This is a genomic window from Paenibacillus sp. FSL H8-0104, from assembly GCF_038050215.1.
GTDB lineage: Bacteria > Bacillota > Bacilli > Paenibacillales > Paenibacillaceae > Paenibacillus > Paenibacillus amylolyticus.
In genome coordinates this window covers 3,972,374-3,997,845 of sequence record NZ_JBBOTC010000001.1, presented here as the reverse complement: position 1 = coordinate 3,997,845, position 25,472 = coordinate 3,972,374, and the positions used below count along the sequence as shown (strand labels likewise).

The following is a 25,472-nucleotide window of genomic DNA, read 5'->3' as shown; positions in this document are numbered from 1 at the left end:
ACGTTCAGCAGAAATGAACGGTGACAAAAAAATCCGTCTATGGTAATATAGGCTACAACTTCATATGAACACTAGGGGGGCCGCACGATGCGGCTGAGATGGAAGAATGCGATTCCGGACCCTTTGCACCTGATCTGGATCATACCAGCGTAGGGAAGTGGCGAGCGCGTTTCAGTGAATGACGTGAGCAAACGGCAATCGAAAGAATTCAACCGTCTTGCTTAGTAAATTGAAACATGCAGTTGCGTGTATAACGTTATGGCTATAAGGTCTATAGCTTTATTGCACGAAATGAACTGTATGTATCAGTCAGTCATCTGGTCCTATAATTAATACGCAGCCACTCCCCTACGGGAGTGGCTTTTTTGTGTTTTCATAGCATTCACGTATGGAAGGAGATGAAAAGTACGGTAATTTCTCATGAACGTGTACACGGATCATTTGAACTGCATGTTGTATCTACGGGTGTAGGGAATCAAGCATCTTTTGTAAAAGCTGCAAAGGACGTTTGGCCATGGGTGGACTACATCCATATACGAGAGAAACAACTCTCGTGGCAACAAAAGATCGGTTGGGCTGAAAGTCTGCGTGGTGTTGGCGTTCCATCTTGTCGCATCGTTATCAATGGTTCAGAACTGCCACCACAGAATGACATCTATGGCGGTGTACATTGGGGGCAAGAGGCTATACGTAACTACAACCCTGCTGTTATAAGCAATGTCCAGCGAATTCGTCTGGGTGTATCTGTTCATTCAATCGATGAGGCAAAAATCGCTGAAGAACGGGGAGCCGATTACCTTTTCTTCGGGCATGTCTACTCAACCAACAGTAAGCCTGATCTTGAACCAAGAGGATTATATGCTCTGGCTGAAGTGTGCTCTGGTGTCTCCATTCCTGTCATGGCGATTGGGGGCATCGAACCGGGAAACATTCACGCTATTCTTTCTGCAGGCGCACAGGGAGTCGCTGTGATCTCGAATGTGTGGGCGAGCGATTCCCCGGATCGGGCTGCTGCATTATTAAGGCAGGCTATCGTTGCTACAGAAAGTCTGAGCCGCTGAATCAAGGAGATGAGATGATGAAAGAGATCATTACTGCTAGACCGGATAAAATTCATGCAGAAACGATTATTGTAGGCGGAGGCGTTGTTGGATGTGCCATTGCGTATGAACTTGCTTCCCGTGGACAGGATGTGCTGTTACTGGAGCGTTCGGCGATTGCAGGAGGGACTTCTTGCGCAGCGGCTGGGATGCTGGCAGCAGACAGTGAGGATTTTGCTCATCCTTTGATGGCTAAGCTCGCCAGGCAGAGTAGACAGTTACTTATCGAGCAACAGGAGCTAATGGCTACACTCAGTGAGGTAGAGACTGGCCTGCAACGCCAGGGATTCCTAACTCCTTTTCGTTCATACAGTGAATTAAGTAGCTATAAGAACAATCGGAAGTCTGCGTTGTCTGCTTCTGCTGATGAGGTGTGGTGGGACCGTTCCGTTGTGCAACAGGAGGCATCATGGCTTAACAGAGATACGTATGGAGCCTACTACAGACCTTACGAGAGTGAGATTCTTCCTGTCCATCTAACGAAGGCATATGCTGAATCCGCTCAAGCATTGGGAGCACGGGTTATGGAGGACATACAGGATATACGTGTGCAAGCAAACGAACACGGTGTGCAGGGGATCACCACATCGATCGGTGAGATGAAATGCAAACATGTCATTATAGCGGCTGGATTACAGAGTGAAGAGTTGATGAGACATGTGAATCTGAGCTTGCCTGTGTGGTCGGTAAAAGGTGAAATAGCCGCCGTTCAGTTCTCAGATGAACATGCAGGGTACAGACCTGATAGAACGGTGTATGCAGAGGATATCTATATTGTTCCCAAAGCCAATGGAGAGGTTTGGCTTGGGGCAACCAGTCTGCCAGGCAGAACGGATTTGAACGTTTCTGTACAGGGTGTTCAGAAGCTGCTAACAGCGGCTACCCACTGGGTGCCTGGGATGAAGGAAGCACAATTTATACGAGCGTGGGCAGGCGTAAGACCGGCAACTCCCGATGGACTGCCTTATATAGGTGCTTGCAAGAGTATACCCGGGTTGTTTGCCGCCTTTGGACATTACCGCAACGGTATCTTGCTTAGTGCGATAACAGGTAGGCTTATCGCTGAGTTGCTCGCTGGCAAAAGCTCAGAAGAACTCGGAATTGAGGCGCTGAGCCCTGAGCGATTGAACAGAAAGGGAGTGGTGCAGTGAATATCATCGTTAATGGTCAACGGATGGAGATTGAAGACAGATTGAATCGTGTGGATAAATTACTCCAATCTTTTGATTTGCAAGTCAAGACTGTAGTTGTAGAGCTGAACAAGCATATTTTAACGCGTGAGTATCATGAAACGACGGCATTAAGAGAAGGCGATCGAATCGAGATTGTACATTTTGTAGGAGGCGGTTGATGATGTTGAACATTGGTAAATATACGTTTGAGTCCAGATTGTTGCTTGGAACAGGCAAGTTTTCGGATCTGGAAGTGCAAAGTCAGGCTGTGGAAGCATCTGAAACGGAAGTTTTGACCTTTGCTGTTCGTCGTCTGAATCTGGAAGAGCGTAACCAGAAGCATTTCCTGGATACGTTGGATCTGGATAAATACACACTTCTTCCGAATACGGCAGGGGCTTCCACTGCGGAAGAGGCGGTGCGGATTGCCGAGCTTGCGCGGGCTTCAGGACTTTGTGATATGATAAAAGTCGAAGTCATCGGAGATGGAATGACGTTACTCCCAGATCCGATTGAAACGTACAAGGCTTGCGAAATTTTGCTGGAAAAGGGCTTCACGGTATTGCCTTATATTTCGGATGATGTCATTCTGGCCAAAAGGCTACAATTACTTGGCGTACATGCTGTAATGCCTGGCGCTTCTCCCATCGGAGCTGGTAGAGGTATCATCAATCCCTATAACCTTGAGATCATCATTGAGCAGGCCGTTGTACCTGTAATTGTGGATGCAGGATTGCGCTCCCCAAAAGATGCTGCTTATGCGATGGAACTTGGTGCCGATGGCGTATTGTTAAATACAGCCGTATCCGGATCAGGGGATCCAGTGAGCATGGCTAAAGCGATGCGATTGGGGGTAGAAGCCGGTAGATTGGCATATGAGGCAGGCATGATTCCCGTAAAGCGTTATGCAGCAGCCAGTAGTCCGGTGGAAGGAATGGTTCATACATGACAGATCAAATAACATCTTCCGAGCAGGCCGATCGTTATTCCAGACAGGAACGGTACGCGCCACTTGGCAAGGAAGGCCAGGCCAGATTAAAGGGCAGCAGAGTTTTAATTGTAGGCGCTGGCGCACTCGGAACAGGAATTGCAGAAACGTTAGTTCGTTCAGGAGTCGGACACTTAACGATTGTGGATCGTGATTATGTGGAGTGGAGTAACCTGCAGCGGCAGCAATTATATGTAGAACAGGACGCGCTTGAGCGGATACCGAAGGCAATGGCGGCGGAAAAACGTTTATCTGCCATTAATTCCACGGTTCATGTGGAAGGGAAAGTGTTGGACGTCAGAGTAGATGAGTTGGAAGAACTCGTTCAGCATACAGACTTGATCATGGATGCAACGGATAACTTTGATACCCGACTACTTATTAATGATATGGCACAGAAGCACGGTATTCCCTGGATTTATGGTGGATGCGTAGGTAGTTATGGTATTACCTATACGTTTATGCCCGGAGATACGCCATGTTTAAATTGTTTGCTGGGTGAAGTCCCTCTGGGTGGAGATACCTGTGATACGTCTGGCATCATACCTCAAGCCGTACAGATGGTAACGGCGAATCAGACCGCAGAAGCGATGAAGTTACTTAGTGGCAATGCAAATGCATTGAGACGTAAGTTATTGTCATTTGACGTGTGGAGGAACGAATACATATCCATCAATGTGGATGGTGCGAAAAAGCAAGACTGTCCTTCCTGCGGTACTTCGGCAACGTATCCATATCTTTCTGCGTCCAATCTGGAGAAAACAGATGTGTTGTGTGGCAGGGACACCGTTCAGATCCGACCTGCAAGGCGCATGAATCTGGATCTTCAACATACAGCAGATCGCCTGAACAGGCTTCAAGAAGGAAAAGTGGAATCCAATCCGTTTCTGGTTTCTTTTACAACAGGAGTCCATAGAATGGTTATTTTCCAAGATGGACGTGTCCTCGTACACGGAACAAAAGACACAGCTGAAGCACGTACGCTTGTCCATCGCTACTTTGGTTAAAGCAAGAAAGAAGCAAAGTCTGTTCCCTTGAGGGAATGGACTTTTTCATTTTACGGCATGCTATCTGTACCAACCATTGCTGCGAGCGGTGGGGATAGAGACAGGCCGGGTGAAAAAGAGTGAAAACAGCCATTTTGCTGATTGGAGCAGGAGAGCAGGTCAGCCTTATTCAGGATGTTTTATGTAGCGAAGGGTATGAAGTGCAACGAATGGAGTGGTCTGAACTAAACCAATCCGTCGAGCCTTCGTTGTTGCATATTAACCTGATCATCCTGGTAGACCGGGAAGAGGGGACGAAACATTGTGGCAAGGATCAGAAATTAGAATTAAAACGATGGTTAGATAAAGGTCAGGTTATACCTCTACTGGTTATTACTTCAAATGCATCTCCTCAGTTCATCGTGGAATGGCTGGATTATGGAGCTAATGACGTGATGGAGGAACCCATCCACATGACCGTAATGCTTGCCAGAATACGAAACTTATTGCGTGTTTTTGCGAATGCAACACCAGAGGGCGAAGAAGTAATTGTAGTACATGATCTTAAAGTGAATTTGCGTTCAAGACGGGTAAATCGTGCGGGTGAATACCTGACATTAACACCAAAAGAGTACGAATTGCTGGAATTTCTGGCCCTGCATGTGAATAAAGCATGTACCCGGAGTGATATTTTGCGGGAAGTATGGGGATATGAGTATGCGATGGATACCAACGTTGTGGATGTGTATATCAAACATCTGAGGGTTAAGGTGGATAAGGGAAGAAGTGTGAAACTGATTCATACTGTGCGTGGGATCGGTTATATGTTGCATGATAAAAATTAGATTACGAAGGTTAGTTCCATGAATCACCAGTTTAAAGTGTGGCAAAAAGAGGGTAAAAATAAAAGACCGGATAATACCCCCGGTCCTTACTCATTAGCTATGATGTGAATCTAAAGTACACGACGAGCTTTAACATACGTTCTCTTCCAAGTACCAGAGTCCAGATCAGAGAGGGTTACGCCTGGAGATCCGTACGTATGCAGAATCTTACCATTTCCCGCATAAACGCCTACGTGAGTGACATTGGAACCGGTAGAACGGCTACCGCTGGAGAAGAATACCAGATCTCCGACACGGAGATTAGCTTTAGACACAGCTTTACCTTCTTTGGATTGGTTCACGGAAGTGCGCGGCAAATCTACACCATACTTTTTGAAAATATATTTCATAAAAGAAGAGCAATCAAAAACTTTGGTTGTTGAGGTTGAAGCACCAAATTTATATGGAGTTCCAGTAAATTGTTTACCATAGTTAACAATCTGTTGACCTGTGGATACAGAAGCAGTTGCTGCCTGTGCAACAGGTGCGTTAGTCATTAATACAGCTCCAAAACCTAGTGTAGCGCACAACCCGACGGTTACGGCCTTTTGGACAAAGATGTTTGTTTTCATGTTAGTTAGTACCTCCAAAATTCGTTTTCGTTAAGTTGCTAGAGCGAGTATAACAGCTTTGTAACAGCCTAGAAATTGGATAGGGGAGTGTAATCCCTTGCACCACAATGGTTTGGGTATGTTTATTAAAATATGATTAAAAATGTCAAAAAATTAATCATTGACGAATGAAGAATAATGATGAAACAACAAAGACCCTTGAATATCAAGGGTCTTTATTATGTGTGAACCTATTTTCTTGATTGAATCACTGGTTACAAAAACGTAATAAATAACTATGAAGCATACGAATAGATTCAATCTTTGCTCTGAATAATCAGTAATAAGCCGCTATCAATAGTGACTGTACCGGAGGAGCCTAAGAGCTTGTTGCTTACACCCAAGGATTGTCCCATGCGAATGGTGGCTTGATCTAGCGGATACATAAAACCATCTAGAGTTATTCCAGTAACTTCATGAGTCAAGGGGAGCAGAGAAACATATTTATAGTCACGGTCCTCAACCACAGCTTTGGATGTGGTCAGTGTCATGTAATTGTGCTTGTCCTGAATGGCACAGGAGATATGATGCTGCATCGCGCGAACCATAATATGTACATTGGCGAGTGTGTGATCCATACGTGTACCTGTAGCACCTAACATTAAGATGTGAGAAGGTTCGTAATCTAGCGCTGTCTCAAAAGCCATTTCTGTATCAGTAAGATCTTTGTGAACAGGGTCGCATGTAATGAACCGAATGCTATTGTTACTTACAATGATACGTTCCTCTTCATTAATGGAGTCGAAGTCTCCTACTGCAATGTGTGGCTGAATTCCGTGTTCAATTAAAAATAATGCACCGCGATCGGCCGCGATGATCATATCATCTTCTCGTATTTCCTGAAGTAATTCTACAGATAAGTTTCCGCCTGTAAAAATAATAATCCGTTTCGCCGTCATTTTATTTCATCCTTCCTAATTCAGAGAAAAATAGTCCATTGTTCAAATATAATGTTGGAACCTGTACAAATATATTCACCAAACCAGTATAATCCACAAAATGTGGTTGCACAATTTCAGTGCTCGCGGATACAATGGGTAGAGCGACATGGAGATGACTTGAAAAGTGAGGTTTGAACAGGTTGGACTTACACATTTTTGAAGTATTCAGCATTATAGGCACTATCGCATTTGCAATGTCCGGTGCCTTCGTGGCAATGGAAGAGGAGTATGACATTCTGGGTGTTCTAGTGCTTGGACTTGTCACGGCATTCGGAGGCGGGATTATCCGGAATGTACTTATAGGTATACCTGTAACGACACTGTGGAGTCAGGGATCACTTATTATGTTAGCCCTAGTATCAGTAGCGATTGCGTTTATATTACCTCTCAAGTGGATTAGTCACTGGAAGCGAACAGAGGCGCTGTTTGATGCAATCGGACTCGCAGCATTTGCAATTCAAGGGGCGCTCTACGCGGCGAACATGGGACATCCTATTAGCGCAGTTATCGTTGCAGCAGTAATGACCGGTATTGGTGGAGGCGTTATTCGTGATGTGCTTGCTGGACGTAAACCGCTTGTATTGCGTGACGAAATCTATGCTGTATGGGCAATGACAGCCGGTTTTGTTATAGGTATGGGCTGGTTAACAACGAATGCTGGATTATTATTTTGTTTTGCGGCCGTTGTGTTCTTCCGGATGTGTTCTGTACATTATAAATGGAAACTGCCACGTCGTTCGCTCGTACCATCTGAGACCGGAAACGTCAGTCCTCAGCCGGAGAACATTGTGACACAGCCAACATCGTCGGTACTTCAAGGTACGTTAAGCAAGGGGGATTAATATGATTAATGTTTTGTTTGTATGTCTGGGCAATATATGTAGATCACCAATGGCTGAAGCCGTTTTGCGTCACAAAGTCCTGGAGAAGGGGCTTGAACACCAGATTCGTGTGGACTCTGCGGGTACAGGGGACTGGCATGTTGGTAAACCTCCGCATGAAGGGACGCGAAAATTGCTTGATTCGTACCAGATTTCTTATGCCAACATGGCAGCAAGACAGTTCGCCAGCGAAGACTTTACTCAATTTGATTACATTGTGTGTATGGATAATTCCAATGCAGATAATGTGCGCAACGTTCCAGGCGGAGCTGAGGCGGACATCATCAAGTTCATGGACATGCTTCCTAAGGAAAAACTCAGAGAAGTACCTGACCCATATCACACAGGCAATTTTGAAGAGGTGTACGAGCTGGTTAACGCAGGCTGCGATGTTCTGTTGAGTAAGATTGAAGCGGAACATTCCTTAGCCTAAAAAGTAAACGGAATTCATGCTTAATTTGTAATTGGACAAAGAAGCAGGATTAGAGCACTTAAAGCAAGCAGGATATCCTGCTTCTTTTTCAGGTTACAATTGTAAGCGGTATCATTAAAATGAAAAAAAATAGCGGCATTTCAGCCGCTTGTTAAAGTGGTCCTTTTATCTTTCCTGGAGAAAATAAAGTAATGCTTCGGGCAATTCCTTCTGCCAAAAACCCCATTGGTGTTTTCCGTCTTTCTCCTGATAGGAGACGAGGGCACCACGCTTTTCCAGTAATTCTCGAGTATCCCGGTTTAATTGAACAAAATCATACGTACCCGTGTCTGCCTCGAAATCAGTCTCTTGCAAGCCAACAATCATCCAGATCGAGAGCCAAGACAGATCTTCAGCTGCGGCATAGATCTCCTGTGAAGCAGAGTAGAAGGCACCAGACATGCTGATCACACGTGTAAACAGATCCGGATATAACAGAGCAAGATGAAGCGAAACACTGCCACCGAGCGAGTCTCCGGCAAGAATGCGTTCCTGCGGAGAACGGCGCACAGGATATTTCTCTTCTATATAGGGAATAATCTCTTCAGCGAAGCAAGTGGTATATGCCTTGAACCGATCTCCAAATGGAGCATATTCCTGCGTTCTCACAGACACATCGACCTGAACCCCTACAATAATGAAAGGTTCGGCTCCTTCGTCCAGAATAATTTGGTTAGCTGTTGTAGCAATTCGTCCGAAATTAAAAAATTCTTCGCCATCCTGACAATAAACGACAGGGTAGCTAAGCAATTCGTTATAGCCCGGAGGAAGGTAAATACGGAGCGTTCGCTTCTCTCCGAGATAGCGACTTTCAATCTCTTCCTTCACAATCGTGCGTTTCAAATAGCGGGAATCCGTCATAAAACGTCACCTTTCTCGGTTAATTTTTTGCATTCGACCGCGCAATACGGTAAGATTACCCTTGTGCGGGGTTAGGTCAAACACGCAATCATGTATTATGCTGTTATACCAATATTAAGCCCCTGTTATACATACAATCCGGCAGGAAACATAAAAAAATTACGGATTTCTTTGACGTATGGAGTGAAACAGGTGTATAATAATATTATAACAGCGGAACTTGATATTCAAATTTTTTGTTGAGGTGAAGAAAAAAATGAGCAAGGTTCCTTATGAAGTGTATACAGAGGATGTAGAAGCTCTGTCCGTGCTGTCTCCTGACGGCGAAATTGTTAACAAAGACATGATGCCTACACTTTCCGATGATCAATTAAAAGAAATTATGTACCGCATGGTATTTACCCGTACTTGGGATGACCGTGCAGTAAACCTTGGCCGTCAAGGTCGTCTTGGTTTCTATGCTCCAGTATCTGGTCAAGAAGCGACAATGGTTGGTAGTGAATTTGCAATTGAAAAAGAAGACTTTGTATGTCCTGGCTATCGTGACATTCCGCAACTCGTATGGCACGGACTTCCTCTTTATCAAGCATTCTTGTACTCCCGTGGACACCAACATGGTGGACAAATTCCAGATGGCGTTAATGTATTGATGCCACAAATCATCATTGGTGCACAAATTCTGCATGCAATGGGTATCGCTATGGGTTACAAATTGAAGAAACAAAAACAAGTTGTTATCACGTACACAGGTGATGGCGGTTCTTCTGAAGGTGACTTCTATGAAGGTCTGAACTACGCTGGTGTATACAAACTGCCTGTTATCTTCTTTGTACAAAACAATGGTTATGCCATCACTACTCCTTTTGCTAAACAAACTGCAGCTCTTTCCATCGCTCACAAAGCGGTAGCAGCAGGTATCAAAGGTGTTAAAGTTGACGGTATGGACATCTTCGCTGTTATCAAAGCTGTTCAGGAAGCTGCTGAGCGTGGACGTAACGGAGAAGGCGCAACATTGATCGAAGCAGTAACTTACCGTTTCCGTCCTCACTCCCTTTCGGATGATGCTTCCAAGTATCGTACAAAAGAAGAAGAGGCAGAATGGTCTGCTAAAGATCCTATCGCACGTTTCGCTAAATATCTGGAGAAAAAAGGTCTTTGGACTGAAGAAGATACAGCACGTGTGAAAGAAGAAGCAAAAGCTAAAGTAAATGAAGAGATCAAAAAAGCGGAAAAAACCGAGAAAATGACGATTTCAGGCTTGATCGACAGCATGTTCGAACAAACGCCTAAGCACTTGGAAGAGCAAAAAGCTGATTTCCAATAAGTTTTTTCCGATAAAGCATAAACATCCGCGACTTTAATGTCCCGGTATACATGTACGAATTCAAATGTGAACTGTCAATGTTTAAGGAGGAAATGAAGCAAATGGCACAAATGAACATGAAAGAAGCAATCCGTGATGCGCTTCGCGTGGAGTTGAAACGTGATCCTAACGTTCTGCTTTTCGGTGAAGACGTAGGTAATGTAGGCGGTGTTTTCCGTGTAACGGAAGGTCTGCAAAAAGAGTTTGGCGAAGAGCGTGTATTTGATACACCATTGGCTGAGTCCGCTATTGGTGGTCTGGCTGTAGGTCTGGGTGTACAAGGCTTCCGTCCGGTTGCTGAGATCCAATTCGTTGGTTTTATCTTCGAAGCCCTTGACCAAATGGTAGTGCAAGCTGCTCGTATGCGTTTCCGCTCCGGTGGAAAATACAATTCTCCAATCGTATTCCGTACACCATTCGGTGGCGGCGTAAAAGCGGCAGAATTGCATACAGATTCCCTGGAAGGTCTGCTCACGCAAACACCAGGTATCAAAGTCGTAATTCCTTCTAACCCTTACGATGCAAAAGGTCTGATGATCGCTTCTATTCGCGATAACGATCCTGTATTCTTCATGGAGCACTTGAACTTGTACCATGCTTTCCGTGCAGAAGTGCCTGAAGAAGATTACGTTGTTGAATTGGGCAAAGCGAACGTTGTTCGTGAAGGTTCTGATGTAACGATCATTACTTACGGTATGATGGTTCACACTTCTGTGAAAGCAGCAGATGAACTCGAAAAACAAGGAATCAAAGTTGAAGTTATCGACCTTCGTACGGTTAGCCCGATCGACATCGATACTATCGTTGCTTCCGTTAAGAAAACAAACCGTGCAATTGTTGTACAGGAAGCTCAAAAGAGCGCAGGTGTTGCAGCTGAAGTCATTGCCCAAATCAATGAAAAAGCAATCCTGCACTTGGAAGCTCCGGTTCTGCGTGTAGCTGGTCCGGACACTGTATATCCATTTGCACAAATCGAAGATACATGGCTGCCTAACCCGGCGCGTATCATTGCTGCGGTTAACAAAGTCGTAAATTTCTAATTTAATCATCTGACATGCCGCAAGGCGCAGTATGGTGATTCACACCGCAGCGCAAGCTGCACTGTAAACAGCCATTAGCCCCTTGAGTAACAGTTATTTGCATTAGCAGTAACAGTTGTTTCTTGGAGTTAAGGGTTGTTTTCAGGATTGAGCACATAATCAAGGAGGTTTTTCAGTTGGCTAAATTTGAATATAAATTCCCTGAATTGGGCGAAGGCCTGCACGAAGGCGAAATCATCAAGATGCACATCAAAGTCGGTGACAAAGTAACTGACGACGACATCATCATGGAAGTACAGAACGACAAAGCGGTTGTAGAAGTACCTTGTCCGGTTAACGGAACAGTTACAGAAGTATTCGCTAAAGACGGTCAAGTCTGCCACGTTGGTGAAGTTGTAGCGATCATCGATGCAGAAGGCGAACTTCCTGAGCAAGACGACGCTCCTGCTGGCGATCAAGGCGAGCAAGAGAAAGATGCAGCTCAAGGCGGAGCTGACACAAGCGGTTCTTCTGCAGCAGCTTCCAGCTCGGATGCAGCTAAAGAAGGCGGCAACAACAGCGTTCCGGCAGTACCTGCCAAAGACGTTCTGGCAACACCAAGCGTGCGTAAATTTGCTCGCGAACAAGGTGTAGACATCGCTCAGGTTAACGGCACTGGCAACAACGGTAAAGTAACCAAAGAAGATGTTGAATCCTTCAAAAACGGTGGCGGTTCTTCCGCAGCGGCATCTTCCGAAGCTCCGGCTCAAGAAGAGAAAAAATCCGCAGCACCAGCAGCTGCAGCTGATCAACACGTTGAAGAAGAGCGCGTACCATTTAAAGGTATCCGTAAAGCGATCTCTAATGCAATGGTTAAATCGGCTTACACAGCACCTCACGTTACAATCATGGACGAAGTGGACGTAACTGAATTGGTTGCTTTCCGTACTCGCATGAAACCAATTGCAGAGAAAAAAGGAACAAAAGTTACTTATCTGCCATTCATCGTTAAAGCACTGGTTGCGGCTTCCCGCCAATTCCCGGCTCTGAACGCTATGATTGATGAAGAAGCTAACGAAATTGTTTACAAAAAATACTACAACATCGGTATTGCTACAGATACAGACAACGGCTTGATCGTTCCTGTTATCAAAGATGCTGATCGTAAATCCATCTGGATGATTGCTGATTCTATCCGTGATCTGGCTGCTCGTGGTCGTGAAGGCAAATTGAGCGCGAATGAAATGAGAGGAAGCACAATCTCCATCAGTAACATCGGTTCTGCTGGCGGTATGTTCTTCACTCCAATCATCAACTTCCCTGAAGTTGCTATTCTCGGAACAGGACGCATCAGCGAAAAAGCAGTGATCAAAAACGGCGAAGTAGTTGCAGCACCTGTAATGGCTCTTTCCCTGAGCTTTGACCACCGTATCATCGATGGCGCAACAGCACAAAACTTTATGAATTACATTAAACAGCTGCTCGCTAACCCTGAGCTGCTTGTTATGGAGGTGTAAGATATGGTAGTAGGCGACGCTTCTCTCAATATCGACACATTAGTAATTGGTGCGGGTCCTGGCGGCTATGTAGCTGCCATCCGCGCTGCTCAACTGGGCCAAAGCGTATTGATCGTAGACAAATCCGAACTGGGCGGTGTTTGTTTGAACCGTGGATGTATTCCATCCAAAGCCCTGATCTCTGCTGCACACCAATATGAGTCTGCACTTCACGGTGAAGCTTTTGGTATCTCTGCTGAGAACGTAAAAGTGGACTTCAGCAAAACTCAAGAGTTCAAAAACGGCGTTGTTAAGAAAATGACTGGCGGCGTAGCTGGTTTGCTCAAAGGCAACAAAGTTGAAGTTTTCAACGGTGAGTGCATGTTCATCAACGAAAACGAAGCTCGTGTATTCAATGACCACGAGTCTCCACGTTACAAATTTAAAAATGCAATTATTGCAACAGGTTCCCGTCCAATCGAACTGAAACCTTTCCCATTTGGTGGACGCATTCTGTCTTCGACAGAAGCTCTGAACTTGCCTGAAGTACCAAAAAGCATGATCGTTATCGGTGGCGGATATATCGGTGCTGAGCTTGGTCAAATGTACTCCAAATTCGGTGCAAAAGTAACAATCATCGAAGGTTTGGATACAGTACTGCCAGGTTTCGATAAAGACATGACTAGCCTCGTGGCTAAAAACATGAAGAAAACAGGCATCGAAATCGTAACGGGTGCAAAAGCTGAAAGTGCTGAGCAAACGGATAAAGATGTAACTGTTAAGTACTCTGTAAATGGTGAGTCCAAAGAAGTAACTGCAGATTACCTGCTGGTAACTGTTGGACGTCGTCCAAACACAGATGGAGAACTGGGTCTCGACATGATTGGTGTTGACGTTGACGAGCGTGGATTTGTCAAAGTTGACCACCAAGGTCGTACCAGCATTCCTCACATCTTTGCTATCGGTGACATCGTATCTGGTCTGGCTCTGGCACACAAAGCTTCTTATGAAGGTAAAGTGGCTGCTGAAGCAATCGCAGGACAACCATCTGTAGTTGACTACAAATGTATGCCAGCTGTTGTGTTCACAGATCCAGAATGTTCCAGCGTAGGTTACACTGAAAAAGAAGCTAAAGAAAAAGGTTACAAAGTAAAAGCAGGCAAGTTCCCTTATGCGGGTAACGGCCGTGCTGTATCTTTGAACCACGCTGAAGGTTTCGTGAAAATCGTAGCTGACGAAGAAAGCGGCCTTGTATTGGGTTGCCAAATCGTAGGTCTGGAAGCTTCCAACTTGATTGCTGAGCTTGGTTTGGCAATTGAGATGGGCGCTACTTTGGAAGATCTGGCTCTCACAATTCACGCTCACCCAACTTTGGGCGAAATCGTGATGGAAGCTGCGGAATTGGTTATGGGTCACCCGATCCACATCATCTCCCGTTAAGATCAACTAAGCTTCGGATCCGTCCGGCATTATACGTATATCAGAAGAGACGAATGACGTTAACGCGTTATTCGTCTCTTTTTTCTGAGCAAGAGTCGAGAAATATAAAATACTCGTGTATGTGATATGATGAAAATTTACACGCTCATAAGTTTCAGTGAATTGATTTTATCCAACAACTCAATTTGTGGTACACTGTAGTAATGATCAGTCATGATGTGGCTCCAAGCCAATCGCGGTCTATATATTTAGTTAAACTAACCTTTTACACGAGAACGTAGAGGACGGAAAAAACCTGAAGAAGCGGAGCTAAAAGCTTTCTGAAGGAAAGCTACATCGGAAGCATACGCTTCGCCTTTATCCCCGGATTTTACCTTTGGAAAAGGAGATTAAAAAAATCTGGGGATAACAGCGATCGGAAGGTTGTTCTGTCATGGAGTGGTAAGTGTAAATATTCTTTAGTGAGGGGATTTCAACATGAAAAACTATCTCGATTTATTGCAGGATATTCTGAACAACGGCGTGCATAAAGGAGACCGTACAGGAACAGGAACACAATCTGTATTTGGCAGACAACTCCGTTATGATCTCTCCGAAGGATTTCCGCTGGTAACAACCAAACGAATTCATCTCAAATCGGTTATTCATGAACTGTTATGGTTTTTGAGTGGCGATACCAATATATCTTATTTGAAAGAAAACGGTGTGAAGATCTGGGACGACTGGGCGGACGAAAATGGGGATCTCGGTCCGGTATACGGCTCGCAGTGGCGTACATGGGAAGCCCCAAACGGAGAAAAAATTGATCAGATCGCCGCAGTCATTGATTCGATCAAAAATAATCCGGATTCACGTCGTCACCTTGTCAGCGCATGGAATGTGGCTGAGATCAATAATATGAAGCTTCCACCTTGTCATTTTGCGTTTCAGTTTTACGTTGCAGAGGGTAAATTATCATGTATGCTTACGATGCGTTCCGTGGATACGTTCCTCGGATTGCCGTTTAACATCGCGAGTTATGCGCTCTTGACTCATATGATCGCTCAGCAATGTGATCTTGAGGTGGGTGATTTCATCTGGTCTGGAGGGGATGTTCACATCTACTCTAACCATGTTGATCAGGTTAAAACGCAGCTGGAGCGTGAACCTTATGCTTTACCTAAGCTGGTAATCAAGCGTAAGCCGGATTCTATTTTTGATTATAAGTTTGAAGATTTTGAGTTTGAGAACTATCAGCATCATCCGGGCATTAAAGCTCCAATTGCAGTCTAATTATGTGTTCAATCTCGACAAGAGACTTGGATTGAAGGAGTGTATTACCCTTGAGTATTGAATTGGTATGGGCAATGGGGGAGAACGGTGTGATCGGATTAAATAATTCGATTCCATGGCGTTTACCCAAGGATATGGCCTTTTTCAAACAACGTACGCTGAACAAAACCATTATCATGGGACGTAATACGTGGGAATCTTTTGGCGGTAAGCCGCTTCCTCAGCGTCGTAATATCGTAGTGACAAGAGATCTGAACTACAAGGTGGAACAGGCTGAAGTCGTACATACGATTGAGGAGGGTCTGAGTGTAACCAAAGGTGAGGAACTGTGCGTAATTGGGGGTTCCCAAGTGTATCGTGAGTTCCTGCCACTTGCAGATCGTCTTGTGGTGACCAAAATTCATGAGAATTTTGAGGGAGATACGTTTTTCCCTGAAGTGGATTGGTCCGAATGGGAACTGATTGAACAGATTGAAGGCGAACAGGATGAAAAAAATGTTCATGCGTATACATTCGAATTTTACGAACGTAAACGGTAAATATGACATAAGAAATTCCTGACTTCGGTCGTATTTGTATGATGAGAGGCGCTGATTGCGAAATATTCGTGAACAGCGTCTTTTCTTTATAAAAAAAATGAGTCACTTGTTTAAACTCGAATACATATAACATTAATATCACATGAGTAATTGGTATTTATGTATATTATACATACGGCCAAGCATTAAACAGTAAAAAAGTGTAAAAGTTTTGGGGTTTTAACGTTGTGAAGCCCTAAAACAGGTCTGATATTCGGAATTGAGAACGATTTATAGCAAAATATGTTGGATTTGATGACAAATTATCTGACATTTACTTAACGTTTCGACCTTTTATTTCTTTAACACACACCAGATTTCGCAGTTCAAAATCACATTTAACACCAAAATAAGGGTATTGACCATGGGTAGACTTGAAAGATATGATGTATAAAATACAAATAATTATGCGGATAATCCATTTAATATTCAGCACAGTAAATGCTACTATAATTGAAATATCTTCGAGAAGATTTTGTGATACAATAGACAAAAACTCAAGTAATGAGTAATCCATTTCATATAGAACCATGCACATGAAGGGATTAAGACAAGAACGGATGGGGGAAAACGTAAGATGTCTACACCTACTGGATTTATGGAATACAAACGTCAACTGCCAACAGATCGTGAGCCAGCGGAGCGGATTAAGGATTGGGAAGAGTTTCATAAACACATGGCTGAAGAAGAGCTCAGAACACAAGGTGCACGATGCATGGATTGTGGTACCCCGTATTGCCATACAGGTATAGATATGATTGGTGGCACGTCAGGTTGCCCCGTGCATAACCTGATTCCAGAATGGAATAATCTTGTATATCGCGGACTGTGGAGAGAAGCACTTGAGCGCCTTCACAAAACGAATAATTTCCCAGAGTTTACAGGTCGCGTCTGTCCAGCTCCTTGCGAAGGATCATGTACAGTTGGCTTAATTGGTCAGCCTGTAACCATCAAAACCATTGAAGAAGCTATTATTGAAAAAGGTTTCGAAGAAGGATGGGTGGTTCCCCAACCTCCTGAAAAACGTACGGGTAAACGTGTAGCTGTCGTAGGCTCAGGTCCAGCGGGATTGGCTACTGCGGCTCAGTTGAATAAAGCAGGACACTCGGTAACCGTATATGAGCGTTCGGACCGTGTCGGCGGATTGCTGATGTACGGTATCCCAACGATGAAATTGGATAAAAACGTAGTTCAACGTCGTGTTGATCTGCTCGAAGCAGAAGGCATTCAATTCATTACGAACACCGAGATTGGTAAAGATATTGCAGCACAACAGCTGGTGGATGAGTATGACGCTGTTGTATTGTGCGGTGGTGCAACGAAGCCGCGTGAATTCAATATTGAAGGCAGCGACTTAAAAGGCGTTCATTACGCAATGGATTTCCTGAATGGCAGTATTAAGAGTTATCTGGACTCCAATCTGGAAGATGGTCAATATCTGTCCGCTAAAGATAAAGATATTATCGTCATTGGTGGCGGTGATACAGGATCTGACTGTGTGGCTACATCGCTGCGCCATGGTTGTCGTACGATCACTCAATTCGGTACGCATACACAAGCGCCTATGGAGCGTGATCGCATTAATAATCCTTGGCCACAATTCCCGAACGTATACACACTTGATTATGCGCAAGAGGAAGCCAAAGCGTTGTTTGGTCAAGATCCGCGTGAGTTCTCCATCATGACAACGAAATTTGTCGGAGACGATGAGGGGAACCTCAAAGAATTGCATACAGTACAGATCGAGCGTATTGTGGATGAGACTGGTCGCAAAATTTATCAGCCGATTCCCGGTACAGAGCGTGTATTCCCGGCTCAGATGGCCATGATTGCCATTGGTTTTGATGGACCGGAACAAACGTTGGTAGAGCAACTGGGACTTGCAACAGATCGTCGCACAAACGTTAAGGCACGTTACGGCAAATACAACACCAATGTGGATAAAGTATTTGCAGCAGGTGACATGCGTCGTGGTCAAAGTTTGGTTGTATGGGCAATTAATGAAGGCCGGGAGGCTGCTCGTGAAGTGGACAAATACTTGATGGGTGCTTCGGTTCTGGTGTAAAGTATAGAACAAGATATCAATGACAACCTTCGCGATCAGCGAGGGTTGTTTGCTGTTATTTTAACCAATTTGACTACATATTTCATGTAAGTGTGAGCAATATCATTGCTTTTTAAGTGATAAAGATTTATTATTATATTATAATGATTATAAATAAGGATTAACTGAAACCATGAATCCGTACGATAAAAGTAAATTTCAATGAATATAAATCGGAGGTGCGACCTGCTATGGCAAGTAACCGGGACAAGTCCATTTCAGAACAGATCTTTCACATTAAAAATCAATTGGTTGAAAAAGGATATAAGTTAACACAACAACGGGAAGTTACTGTACGTGTATTGCTTGAACATGAAAAGGATCATTTTAGCGCAGAGGAAGTATTTCTGCTGGTTAAGGAGCAGTTCCCTGAGATTGGATTGGCTACCGTATACCGCACTCTCGAACTGCTGAGTGACCTTCAGGTCGTTGAAAAGATTAACTTTGGTGACGGCGCTGCGCGCTTTGATCTGCGAAGTACAGACGGTTCCCATCACCACCATCATTTGATCTGTACAGAATGTGGTAAAGTGGAAGAGATTATGGAAGATGGTCTGCTTCGTTTGGAACAACAAATCGAGCGTCAGTATGGCTTTGCTGTTACGGATCATCGTCTGGATTTCCAAGGAGTATGCAAAGAGTGCAGACAAAAGCATGTATTAAAGGAACAGGCAGCAGGATAATTCATTTCGGGAAGGTGCTCCCGAATCCAAAATCTGATATAATGAGTTTCAGAAGCAAGGGGCTTCCGTCGGCGGAATGCCCCTTTTTGCCGTCATGCGGACGGTGAAGGAGGAGAGATGGACGGATGAAGACACTGGTTATAGCGGAAAAACCCGACATGGGTCGAACCATTGCCGCCGTCATAGAACCAAAGGCCAAGAACAATCGCACGTATCTGGAGGGTGAACATTACATCATCACTTGGGCGATAGGGCATTTGCTTGGACTGGCTGAACCGGATGCCTATGATACAAAGTACAAACGCTGGAATATAGCGGACCTCCCGATCATACCCGATCAGTTCAAGATTGTACCCAATCCGAGGACTAAAGATCAGCTTAAAATGATTGGAGAACTGGCAAAACGGGCTTCAGCGATCGTTAATGCTTGCGATGCAGGGAGAGAAGGTCAGTACATTTTCGCCCTCATACAACAGCAATTGAAGCTGCGTCAGCCTGTAAAGCGTTTATGGATATCGGATTTGACGGCAGAGAGCATTAGACGTGGTTTTGATGGTCTGAAGGATGCCTCTGAATTTGAAAATCTGACCCATGCTGCTCGCGCCAGAAGTGAAGCCGATTGGCTGATCGGGATGAATGCCTCACGGGCGTTTACAACCCGCCATAATGCATTGTTGTCTGTAGGCCGTGTGCAGACGCCGGTACTCGCGCTAATCTACGATCGTGAAATCGAGATTGAAGCGTTCCAGTCACAGACCTTTTATGAAGTAGCCGCCTGGTTTCGGCAGGAAGGTGTTGAGTACCGGGGACTGCGTCAGGGAGATAAGTTGACCGATGCGGAGGCAGCAGAGGCCATTGCAGCCAGTGTGAAGGGCAAGACAGGGCAGATTACCAAATACGAAGCGAAGCAGACGAAGGAGTATCCGTATCGTTTGTATGACCTGACCCTTTTACAGCGTGAAGCCAATGCCAAGTTTGGGTATGGAGCCAAAAAAACACTGGATATCGCACAGGCCTTGTATGAAAAACACAAGGTAATTTCGTATCCGCGGACAAACTCCAACTATGTTACAGAACAGAATATTGAAGGTATGCAAAAAACACTAAACCTGCTTAAAAATGGTACCTATAGTGAGCTTGCGCAGGGGGCCAAGCCGGAGCTTGTTCATAAGAATAATAAAGGGGTATGTAATCCGAGCAGGGTTGAGGATCACCATGCGATCCTACCTACTTTGAAGCGACCAGGTACCTTATCCAAGGATGAGCAGAACATCTATGATTTGATTGTCAGACGTTTCTTGTCTCACTTTTATCCTCCGGCAGAGTATAAGCAACATACCGTGCTCACCGAAGTGGAGAAACATCAGTTTAAGACATCTGTCAAAGAGCTGTTGTCCCTCGGATGGAAAGTGGTTCTCGGTTCTGGAGATCAGGAACAGGGCGGTGCAGGCAAGAAGAAGACCAAGAAAAACGGCAATGAGGAAGAGGAAGCTGAAGAGTGGACGGACAAGGCTTTTAGTGTGCAACCTGAATTGCCTGTTCAATGCACGAAGAGTGAGTTCAAGGAGAAGGCGACCCAGCCTCCCAAGAGTTATACCGAGGGAACATTGCTGAAAGCGATGGAGAGTGCAGGCAAGCAGATCGAGAATGAAGAGCTGCGAGACGCGATGAAAGATAGTGGCCTGGGTACTCCGGCTACACGTGCGGCTACAATTGAACGCCTCAAAAACGTAGGTTACATTACGCTGCAAGGGAAGAAAATGCAGTTAACGCTCAAAGGCAGAACGGCTATTGAGTTGATTCGTCGCGCGGGTGTAGATCTGTTAACTTCACCTGAGATGACCGGGCAATGGGAAAGAAGGTTATATCAGATTTCCAAAGGTGAGGCGGGTCAGGACAAGTTCATGGAGAACGTTAAGAAATTCACCTTGTCCATCATTGAGAAAGTGCGTGTACAAGCCCCAGCACCAGCAGATGCTTTTGGAGAAGATTCACGGGCAGGCAGGGGGAAAGGCAAGGGAGCCAGAACCCAGGCAGGCAATACAAGGACATCAGCCAAGACGGCTAGTGGCGGTTCAACTGTAAAAACGTCCCGTCAGACTTCGGCATCTTCATCGAGAGTTGGCAGTGGGAAAAGCACGACCACCAAGGCGCCGTCCTCAAGTGCGAGCTCATCTGGAGTGAGAGAGTTACTGGCACCTTGCCCTTCTCCTGGCTGCTCGGGTCAGATTATAGAGGGCAAGAAGGGTTATGGATGCTCACGTTTCAAGGAAGGCTGTTCATTTGTGGTCTGGAAAGAGTATGCAGGCAAAAAAATCACCAGTACGATGTTAAAATCGCTGATTGAGAAGGGCAGTACACAAGTATTGTCGTTCAAACGAAAAGACGGGAGTACGGTGAAAGCACGTATTATTTTGCAAGATGTGGTAACAGGCAAATTATCTGGCGAGAAGCAGGATGCTTGATCTTAGTTAACAGTTAACATACAGCAAAAGGACCCTTATCCAAGGGTCCTTTTCTGTTGCTGCTGTTGTATATTTTCGTGTATGACTTTTGGTACCTCTTCCAGTGCAGTGATGGTATACATCGACGTTTCCGGATTAGGCTGAAGTTCTACGATGTTGTATTGCCATTCATTCGGTTGTTTGATATAAATGCTGTGAATTCCGGCTTTTACCGCAGGCATAATATCTGTGCGTAGTGAGTTGCCAATCATCCATGTTGCACGACGATCAAACGGACCATTAGACAGAATGCCTTCCAGTGCCTCGACGTTTTTGTGTTGTCGGATATAGATCCGATCATCAAAATAAGCTGAGAGTTTCATCTGATCAATCTTGCGCTGCTGAATCACGGTTTCGCCGCCGGTATATAAGTAGAGGGAGTGTCCAGCACCCTTGAGGTTCTCAAGCGTTTCAACCATATGAGGGTAGGGTTCAACCTCCTGATCGTACACACTCATACCCAACTTGCTCAGATAAGATTCTTCTCTGGGAGAGGTTAATCTGGCGAACTTGCCGGAGAAATAACGATAGGTATCAATCAGGGATTGCGGGAAATGATGACTCGCAAAACCAAGCTTGTTCACTCCGGTTACATCGATCTCCAGCTGTTTTTCCCGAATCTCTTGTGTTGTCAGAGAATGTCCATCAAACCACTCTTGCATATTCTCAAAGAACTCTCCCAAAATCAGGTTGAAGTATTTGTTGCAATATACGAGTGTATCATCAAGGTCAAACAAAATATGTTGTTTCATTATTTTCATGATCTAACTCACTCCTTGTAGCCAGTAAATCCACAATGGTTCAACTAAATTAAATGCGAATATAGGATTCCAGGAACATATTTAATTCAGATACGCCATCCGGCCGAATACTGTATTTCTCTTTACGGTTACTTCCGAGCAGATGGGTCCGTAGCAGACCTGCGATGCGTAGCGCCATAACCTGGTCTTTGACCGTGTCTTCGTCTTTACCCAATTCTTCACACATCTCAGCGAGGGATTTGGGTTCATCCGATACGTAACGAAGCAGGCGAAGTCTTTCGGGATCAGCCAGCGCATGGGTGAAACGTAAAAGACATGTTGGTGGCTGGTCTTCGTTCTCTTCAGGTGCATCTACGGGATACTGCATGATCATCATACCCTCATAGAAGCAGTACATATTAATAGGACGATTGTGAACCGTTGGGAAGAGGATGACTTCGTTCAGTCCAGGCATCGGTTCAACAAGAACGCCCGCTGTAGCATATTCAATAAGCAGTTCAGAGCCCATTTTATCAAGCAAAATGCGTTTTTCTTCGGCATCTTCTTCCAGCCACACACGCTGATCTTCGCTCATATTCTGACAGTAGTGTTCATCCCATAGTCGCAATAATGGGACATAACTGTTCCGAATGCGCGTAGATTCTTCTATTGTAAGAGCCGGCAGAAGAGGAGAAACACGTGCAAACAGGTCTTCCGCTGTCATTCCGGCAAGCATGTCCAGGAAATCACGATTCTCCGATGTATCATTTTGATAGGCTGCCCATGCAAACAAAACATCAAAATCATCAAAAGGCCAAGTGGCAGCAGGTGCGAGCGCAGCTCGTACATTGGAACTTAGTTTGCCTTCCACTTCCAGAATCCATTCAGGACCAATATCCAGATGCTGAATCCATTTTTTCGTGACATAAACCAGAAAGCTGTTGAGCATTTCATATATCGGTGAAACATCAATTGTCACATGATAAGCCATATTGTTGCAGAATCCTCCCGTCACATCTAAATGTACGCAGCGACTTAAGTACGATTAGTGCGTGTTCAAAAAGTCTGGTTTTCAGTACCAAGAAGATGGAAATGGAGTAGCGGAGCGTAGGAAAACTACGTGAGCAACGGACATTTCGGCTGAAATTCATCTTCGAAGCTGATGATGCCACTAGGCATGATTCGTAATCAAAAGTGAACTTTTTGAACAACCTCTATTATGGCTTGTTTTGCAGGGCGTTGTCCACTATAATGTTCAAGTCCGGGGCAAAGCCCTGATCTTTGAATAGCAGTTTAAAACCATATGTATAACATACAAAAGTCGTCAGCGATGGCGATTTTTCTTTGTGTGCTCGCAGGAGGAATGAATTCGTGTCATCGATTACTCGTCCCAAACTATCACACTCGACAGCCAACTATCTCATTTTGATTACGGTTATTGTGGTGGCGGGAATAAGTCAGGGGCTTTTGCTACCTGTGCTTTCGATTTTTTTGGAGCAAAAAGGGGTTTCACCAGGTTTAAACGGATTAAACGCCGCCGCGTTGTACATTGGCTCTTTTGCCATGACTCTCGTTGCGGAGAGACTACTGGGTGCATTCGGTTTCAAAAAGTTGATTGTAGGTGGCCTGATATTAGTCATGGTCCCTTTAATACTATTTCCGTATTTACCAGATATTAAAATATGGTTCATATTGCGTCTGATCGTTGGAATAGGAGACAGCGCACTTCATTATGCGGCTCAGCTCTGGGTGCTACTTGTTACTGCACCTGAAAAGCGTGGACGCTACATATCACTATATGGCATGTCCTACGGGCTGGGCTTCAGTATTGGACCGCTGGGAATTAAGCTGCTTGGCTTCGGTGATGCTGTCCCTTTCTGGGTCTTGTTCATCTGTATAGCAGCAGTGCTTATACTGGTATTAATGAAGCTTCCGGATACAAAACCGGAAAAAGCAGAGCATGGCCAACTGCCTGAACGTCGCTTCCGTCGTAGTCTGGCATGGGCCTGGTATGCACTTTTACCAGCACTCTTATACGGATATATGGAAGCGGGTATGAATAGTAACTTCCCCGTTTATGGGCTACGTATTGGATTCGATACCAATCAGATTTCGTCGTTACTTCCTTTTATCGGGATTGGAGGTTTGTTCCTTCAATTACCTCTCGGAATGTTGAGTGACCGATATGGGCGGAAGAAGATATTGATGTTTGCGGGCATCAGCGGGGGAATCATCTTCATGCTGGTTCCAGTGGCAGGTACGCATTTCTGGTGGACGCTTGTATTGTTAACAATCGCAGGCGGCCTGGTCGGCTCCTTTTTCTCACTGGGCCTGGCCTATGCCGCAGATATTCTGCCTAAAGTGTTGCTGCCTGCAGCCAACGTTGTGGCGTCTTTTCATTTCACGATTGGAAGTATTATTGGACCGAATCTGGGTGGTCAGATGATCAACTGGATTTCACCCGGAAGCATGTTCACCTTGCTCGGAATCATGTACCTTCTTTTCGGCGTGGCAGGTATATTATTTCGTCGTAAACCTGAGCTCGAATCTGTGTTAAAATAGAAGCTGGTGTTCGCATGGAAATTGATGTCCATTTCCGAGTACACTAGTGGTAGGGAAAAACATGGACAAGAGGAGACATCGCGATGATCAGAGTAGAGAACTTGAGTAAATCCGTTGGCGTGGACCGCGTTCCCGTTCTGCGGGATATTCGATTTGATATGCAACAGGGTGAAATGATAGCTGTAGTTGGCTCAAGCGGTAGCGGTAAAAGCATGTTGCTTAAATGTTTGGCCATGATGGAAAAATGGGATTCCGGCCGGTTTACGGTGGATGGCGCCGAGATTTTGAAAGAAGGCTGGTCCGGAAAACGGAAAATCAAACGGGAATGGGCATACTTGGAACAAAATCCAGAATTATTTCCTAGACGTACGGCTCTTAAAAATGTATTAATCGGACGATCAGGTCAGACTCCTGTATGGAGAATGGTAACCGGTATGGTACGTTCCGATGATTATATGGGTGCTATGGATTATCTCGAAGGATTGGGATTACTTGATAAAGCACATCAAATAGCAGAGAAGCTCAGTGGTGGCGAGAAGCAGCGTGTTGCTATTGCAAGAGCACTTGCTCACGGTGCCAAAGTCGTTTTGGCGGATGAACCAGTGATTGGTCTTGACCCTCACACAGCAGATTCGGTGCTGGAAACGCTGCGCAAATTATGTGAAGAAGAACGTGCAACAGTCATTGCAGTACTGCCTATTGAACTTGCTGAGAAACATGCCACACGGATCTGGGGATTGGCAGAAGGCAAGATTGCTTTTGATATTCGTGGACGAAGACTGACACAGCAAGAAAAAAACCAGATTTAAACTATT

General features: G+C 45.0%; 24 protein-coding genes and 1 riboswitch. Of the genes, 19 read left to right on the top strand and 5 right to left on the bottom strand.

What is annotated here, in order from left to right:
- Positions 1-63: 63 nt before the first annotated feature.
- A riboswitch (TPP riboswitch) is annotated at positions 64-173 on the top strand.
- A gap of 225 nt (positions 174-398) precedes the next feature.
- The 6 genes from NST38_RS17750 to NST38_RS17725 all read left to right on the top strand — a co-directional run bounded on the left by NST38_RS17750 (position 399) and on the right by NST38_RS17725 (position 5,091).
- On the top strand, positions 399-1,061 hold the full coding sequence (locus NST38_RS17750; protein ID WP_076250621.1) for a thiamine phosphate synthase: 663 nt from the start codon (positions 399-401) through the stop codon (positions 1,059-1,061).
- Positions 1,062-1,078: 17 nt separating this feature from the next.
- Positions 1,079-2,251 carry a glycine oxidase ThiO gene (thiO, locus tag NST38_RS17745; RefSeq protein ID WP_076250232.1) on the top strand — a complete coding sequence of 391 codons (1,173 nt, stop codon included), beginning with the start codon at positions 1,079-1,081 and terminating at the stop codon, positions 2,249-2,251.
- Complete coding sequence (gene thiS, locus NST38_RS17740) at positions 2,248-2,451, top strand: sulfur carrier protein ThiS (protein WP_036613636.1); 204 nt, start codon at positions 2,248-2,250, stop codon at positions 2,449-2,451. Before thiO ends, thiS begins: the two co-directional genes overlap by 4 nt.
- A 2-nt stretch (positions 2,452-2,453) precedes the next feature.
- Positions 2,454-3,221 (top strand): thiazole synthase, encoded by a 768-nt coding sequence (locus NST38_RS17735; protein WP_076250623.1) that lies wholly within the window; start codon positions 2,454-2,456, stop codon positions 3,219-3,221.
- A complete protein-coding gene (locus NST38_RS17730; protein ID WP_076250234.1) occupies positions 3,218-4,267 on the top strand; it encodes a ThiF family adenylyltransferase in 1,050 nt (349 codons plus the stop codon). The genes NST38_RS17735 and NST38_RS17730 overlap by 4 nt, the downstream gene beginning before the upstream one ends.
- Positions 4,268-4,386: 119 nt before the next feature.
- Positions 4,387-5,091, top strand: coding sequence for a response regulator transcription factor (locus tag NST38_RS17725; RefSeq protein WP_076250236.1), 705 nt, complete (start codon positions 4,387-4,389; stop codon positions 5,089-5,091).
- Between the two features lie 110 nt (positions 5,092-5,201).
- On the opposite strand, the gene NST38_RS17720 is transcribed toward NST38_RS17725, so the two are convergent.
- Together NST38_RS17720 and NST38_RS17715 are read right to left on the bottom strand one after the other, a co-directional pair.
- On the bottom strand, positions 5,202-5,702 hold the full coding sequence (locus tag NST38_RS17720) for a C40 family peptidase (RefSeq protein ID WP_076250238.1): 501 nt from the start codon (positions 5,700-5,702) through the stop codon (positions 5,202-5,204).
- A 296-nt stretch (positions 5,703-5,998) separates the two neighbouring features.
- Positions 5,999-6,640, bottom strand: coding sequence for a thiamine diphosphokinase (locus tag NST38_RS17715; protein WP_076250239.1), 642 nt, complete (start codon positions 6,638-6,640; stop codon positions 5,999-6,001).
- Between the two features lie 182 nt (positions 6,641-6,822).
- Here NST38_RS17715 and NST38_RS17710 point away from each other — a divergent pair, with 182 nt between their 5' ends.
- Entirely contained in the window at positions 6,823-7,524 is a 702-nt protein-coding gene (locus tag NST38_RS17710) for a trimeric intracellular cation channel family protein (protein ID WP_036613646.1), read from the top strand.
- A 1-nt stretch (position 7,525) separates the two neighbouring features.
- Positions 7,526-7,996, top strand: a complete 471-nt coding sequence (locus NST38_RS17705; protein ID WP_036613648.1) for a low molecular weight protein-tyrosine-phosphatase — start codon at positions 7,526-7,528, stop codon at positions 7,994-7,996.
- Positions 7,997-8,161: 165 nt separating this feature from the next.
- Here the strand turns inward: NST38_RS17705 and NST38_RS17700 are convergent, their stop codons facing one another.
- Positions 8,162-8,896, bottom strand: coding sequence for an alpha/beta hydrolase (locus tag NST38_RS17700; protein ID WP_036613651.1), 735 nt, complete (start codon positions 8,894-8,896; stop codon positions 8,162-8,164).
- A 256-nt stretch (positions 8,897-9,152) separates the two neighbouring features.
- Between NST38_RS17700 and pdhA the strand changes: the two genes are divergently transcribed.
- The 9 genes from pdhA to NST38_RS17655 all read left to right on the top strand — a co-directional run bounded on the left by pdhA (position 9,153) and on the right by NST38_RS17655 (position 21,316).
- Positions 9,153-10,220: a pyruvate dehydrogenase (acetyl-transferring) E1 component subunit alpha gene (gene pdhA, locus NST38_RS17695; protein ID WP_017688072.1), complete on the top strand. Its 1,068-nt coding sequence runs from the start codon at positions 9,153-9,155 to the stop codon at positions 10,218-10,220.
- A 101-nt stretch (positions 10,221-10,321) separates the two neighbouring features.
- Entirely contained in the window at positions 10,322-11,299 is a 978-nt protein-coding gene (locus tag NST38_RS17690) for an alpha-ketoacid dehydrogenase subunit beta (RefSeq protein ID WP_036613653.1), read from the top strand.
- Between the two features lie 176 nt (positions 11,300-11,475).
- Positions 11,476-12,795, top strand: coding sequence for a dihydrolipoamide acetyltransferase family protein (locus tag NST38_RS17685; RefSeq protein WP_047843378.1), 1,320 nt, complete (start codon positions 11,476-11,478; stop codon positions 12,793-12,795).
- 3 nt (positions 12,796-12,798) lie between these two features.
- Positions 12,799-14,214 (top strand): dihydrolipoyl dehydrogenase, encoded by a 1,416-nt coding sequence (gene lpdA, locus NST38_RS17680; protein ID WP_036613658.1) that lies wholly within the window; start codon positions 12,799-12,801, stop codon positions 14,212-14,214.
- Between the two features lie 477 nt (positions 14,215-14,691).
- Complete coding sequence (thyA, locus tag NST38_RS17675) at positions 14,692-15,486, top strand: thymidylate synthase (protein WP_036613661.1); 795 nt, start codon at positions 14,692-14,694, stop codon at positions 15,484-15,486.
- 50 nt (positions 15,487-15,536) lie between these two features.
- Complete coding sequence (locus tag NST38_RS17670; RefSeq protein ID WP_076250241.1) at positions 15,537-16,025, top strand: dihydrofolate reductase; 489 nt, start codon at positions 15,537-15,539, stop codon at positions 16,023-16,025.
- Positions 16,026-16,641: 616 nt separating this feature from the next.
- Positions 16,642-18,129, top strand: a complete 1,488-nt coding sequence (locus NST38_RS17665) for a glutamate synthase subunit beta (protein ID WP_036673826.1) — start codon at positions 16,642-16,644, stop codon at positions 18,127-18,129.
- Positions 18,130-18,359: 230 nt separating this feature from the next.
- Positions 18,360-18,851 carry a ferric iron uptake transcriptional regulator gene (fur, locus tag NST38_RS17660; RefSeq protein ID WP_036613667.1) on the top strand — a complete coding sequence of 164 codons (492 nt, stop codon included), beginning with the start codon at positions 18,360-18,362 and terminating at the stop codon, positions 18,849-18,851.
- A 125-nt stretch (positions 18,852-18,976) separates the two neighbouring features.
- Positions 18,977-21,316 carry a type IA DNA topoisomerase gene (locus NST38_RS17655; RefSeq protein WP_076250243.1) on the top strand — a complete coding sequence of 780 codons (2,340 nt, stop codon included), beginning with the start codon at positions 18,977-18,979 and terminating at the stop codon, positions 21,314-21,316.
- Positions 21,317-21,351: 35 nt separating this feature from the next.
- Here the strand turns inward: NST38_RS17655 and NST38_RS17650 are convergent, their stop codons facing one another.
- Positions 21,352-22,116, bottom strand: a complete 765-nt coding sequence (locus NST38_RS17650) for an HAD family hydrolase (protein ID WP_036613669.1) — start codon at positions 22,114-22,116, stop codon at positions 21,352-21,354.
- Between the two features lie 49 nt (positions 22,117-22,165).
- Entirely contained in the window at positions 22,166-23,086 is a 921-nt protein-coding gene (locus tag NST38_RS17645) for an ArsR/SmtB family transcription factor (RefSeq protein ID WP_076250246.1), read from the bottom strand.
- Positions 23,087-23,466: 380 nt separating this feature from the next.
- On the opposite strand from NST38_RS17645, the gene NST38_RS17640 reads away from it, so the two are divergent.
- A complete protein-coding gene (locus NST38_RS17640) occupies positions 23,467-24,657 on the top strand; it encodes an MFS transporter (protein ID WP_076250248.1) in 1,191 nt (396 codons plus the stop codon).
- Between the two features lie 83 nt (positions 24,658-24,740).
- Positions 24,741-25,466, top strand: a complete 726-nt coding sequence (locus NST38_RS17635; protein ID WP_036613671.1) for a phosphonate ABC transporter ATP-binding protein — start codon at positions 24,741-24,743, stop codon at positions 25,464-25,466.
- Positions 25,467-25,472 lie beyond the last annotated feature (6 nt).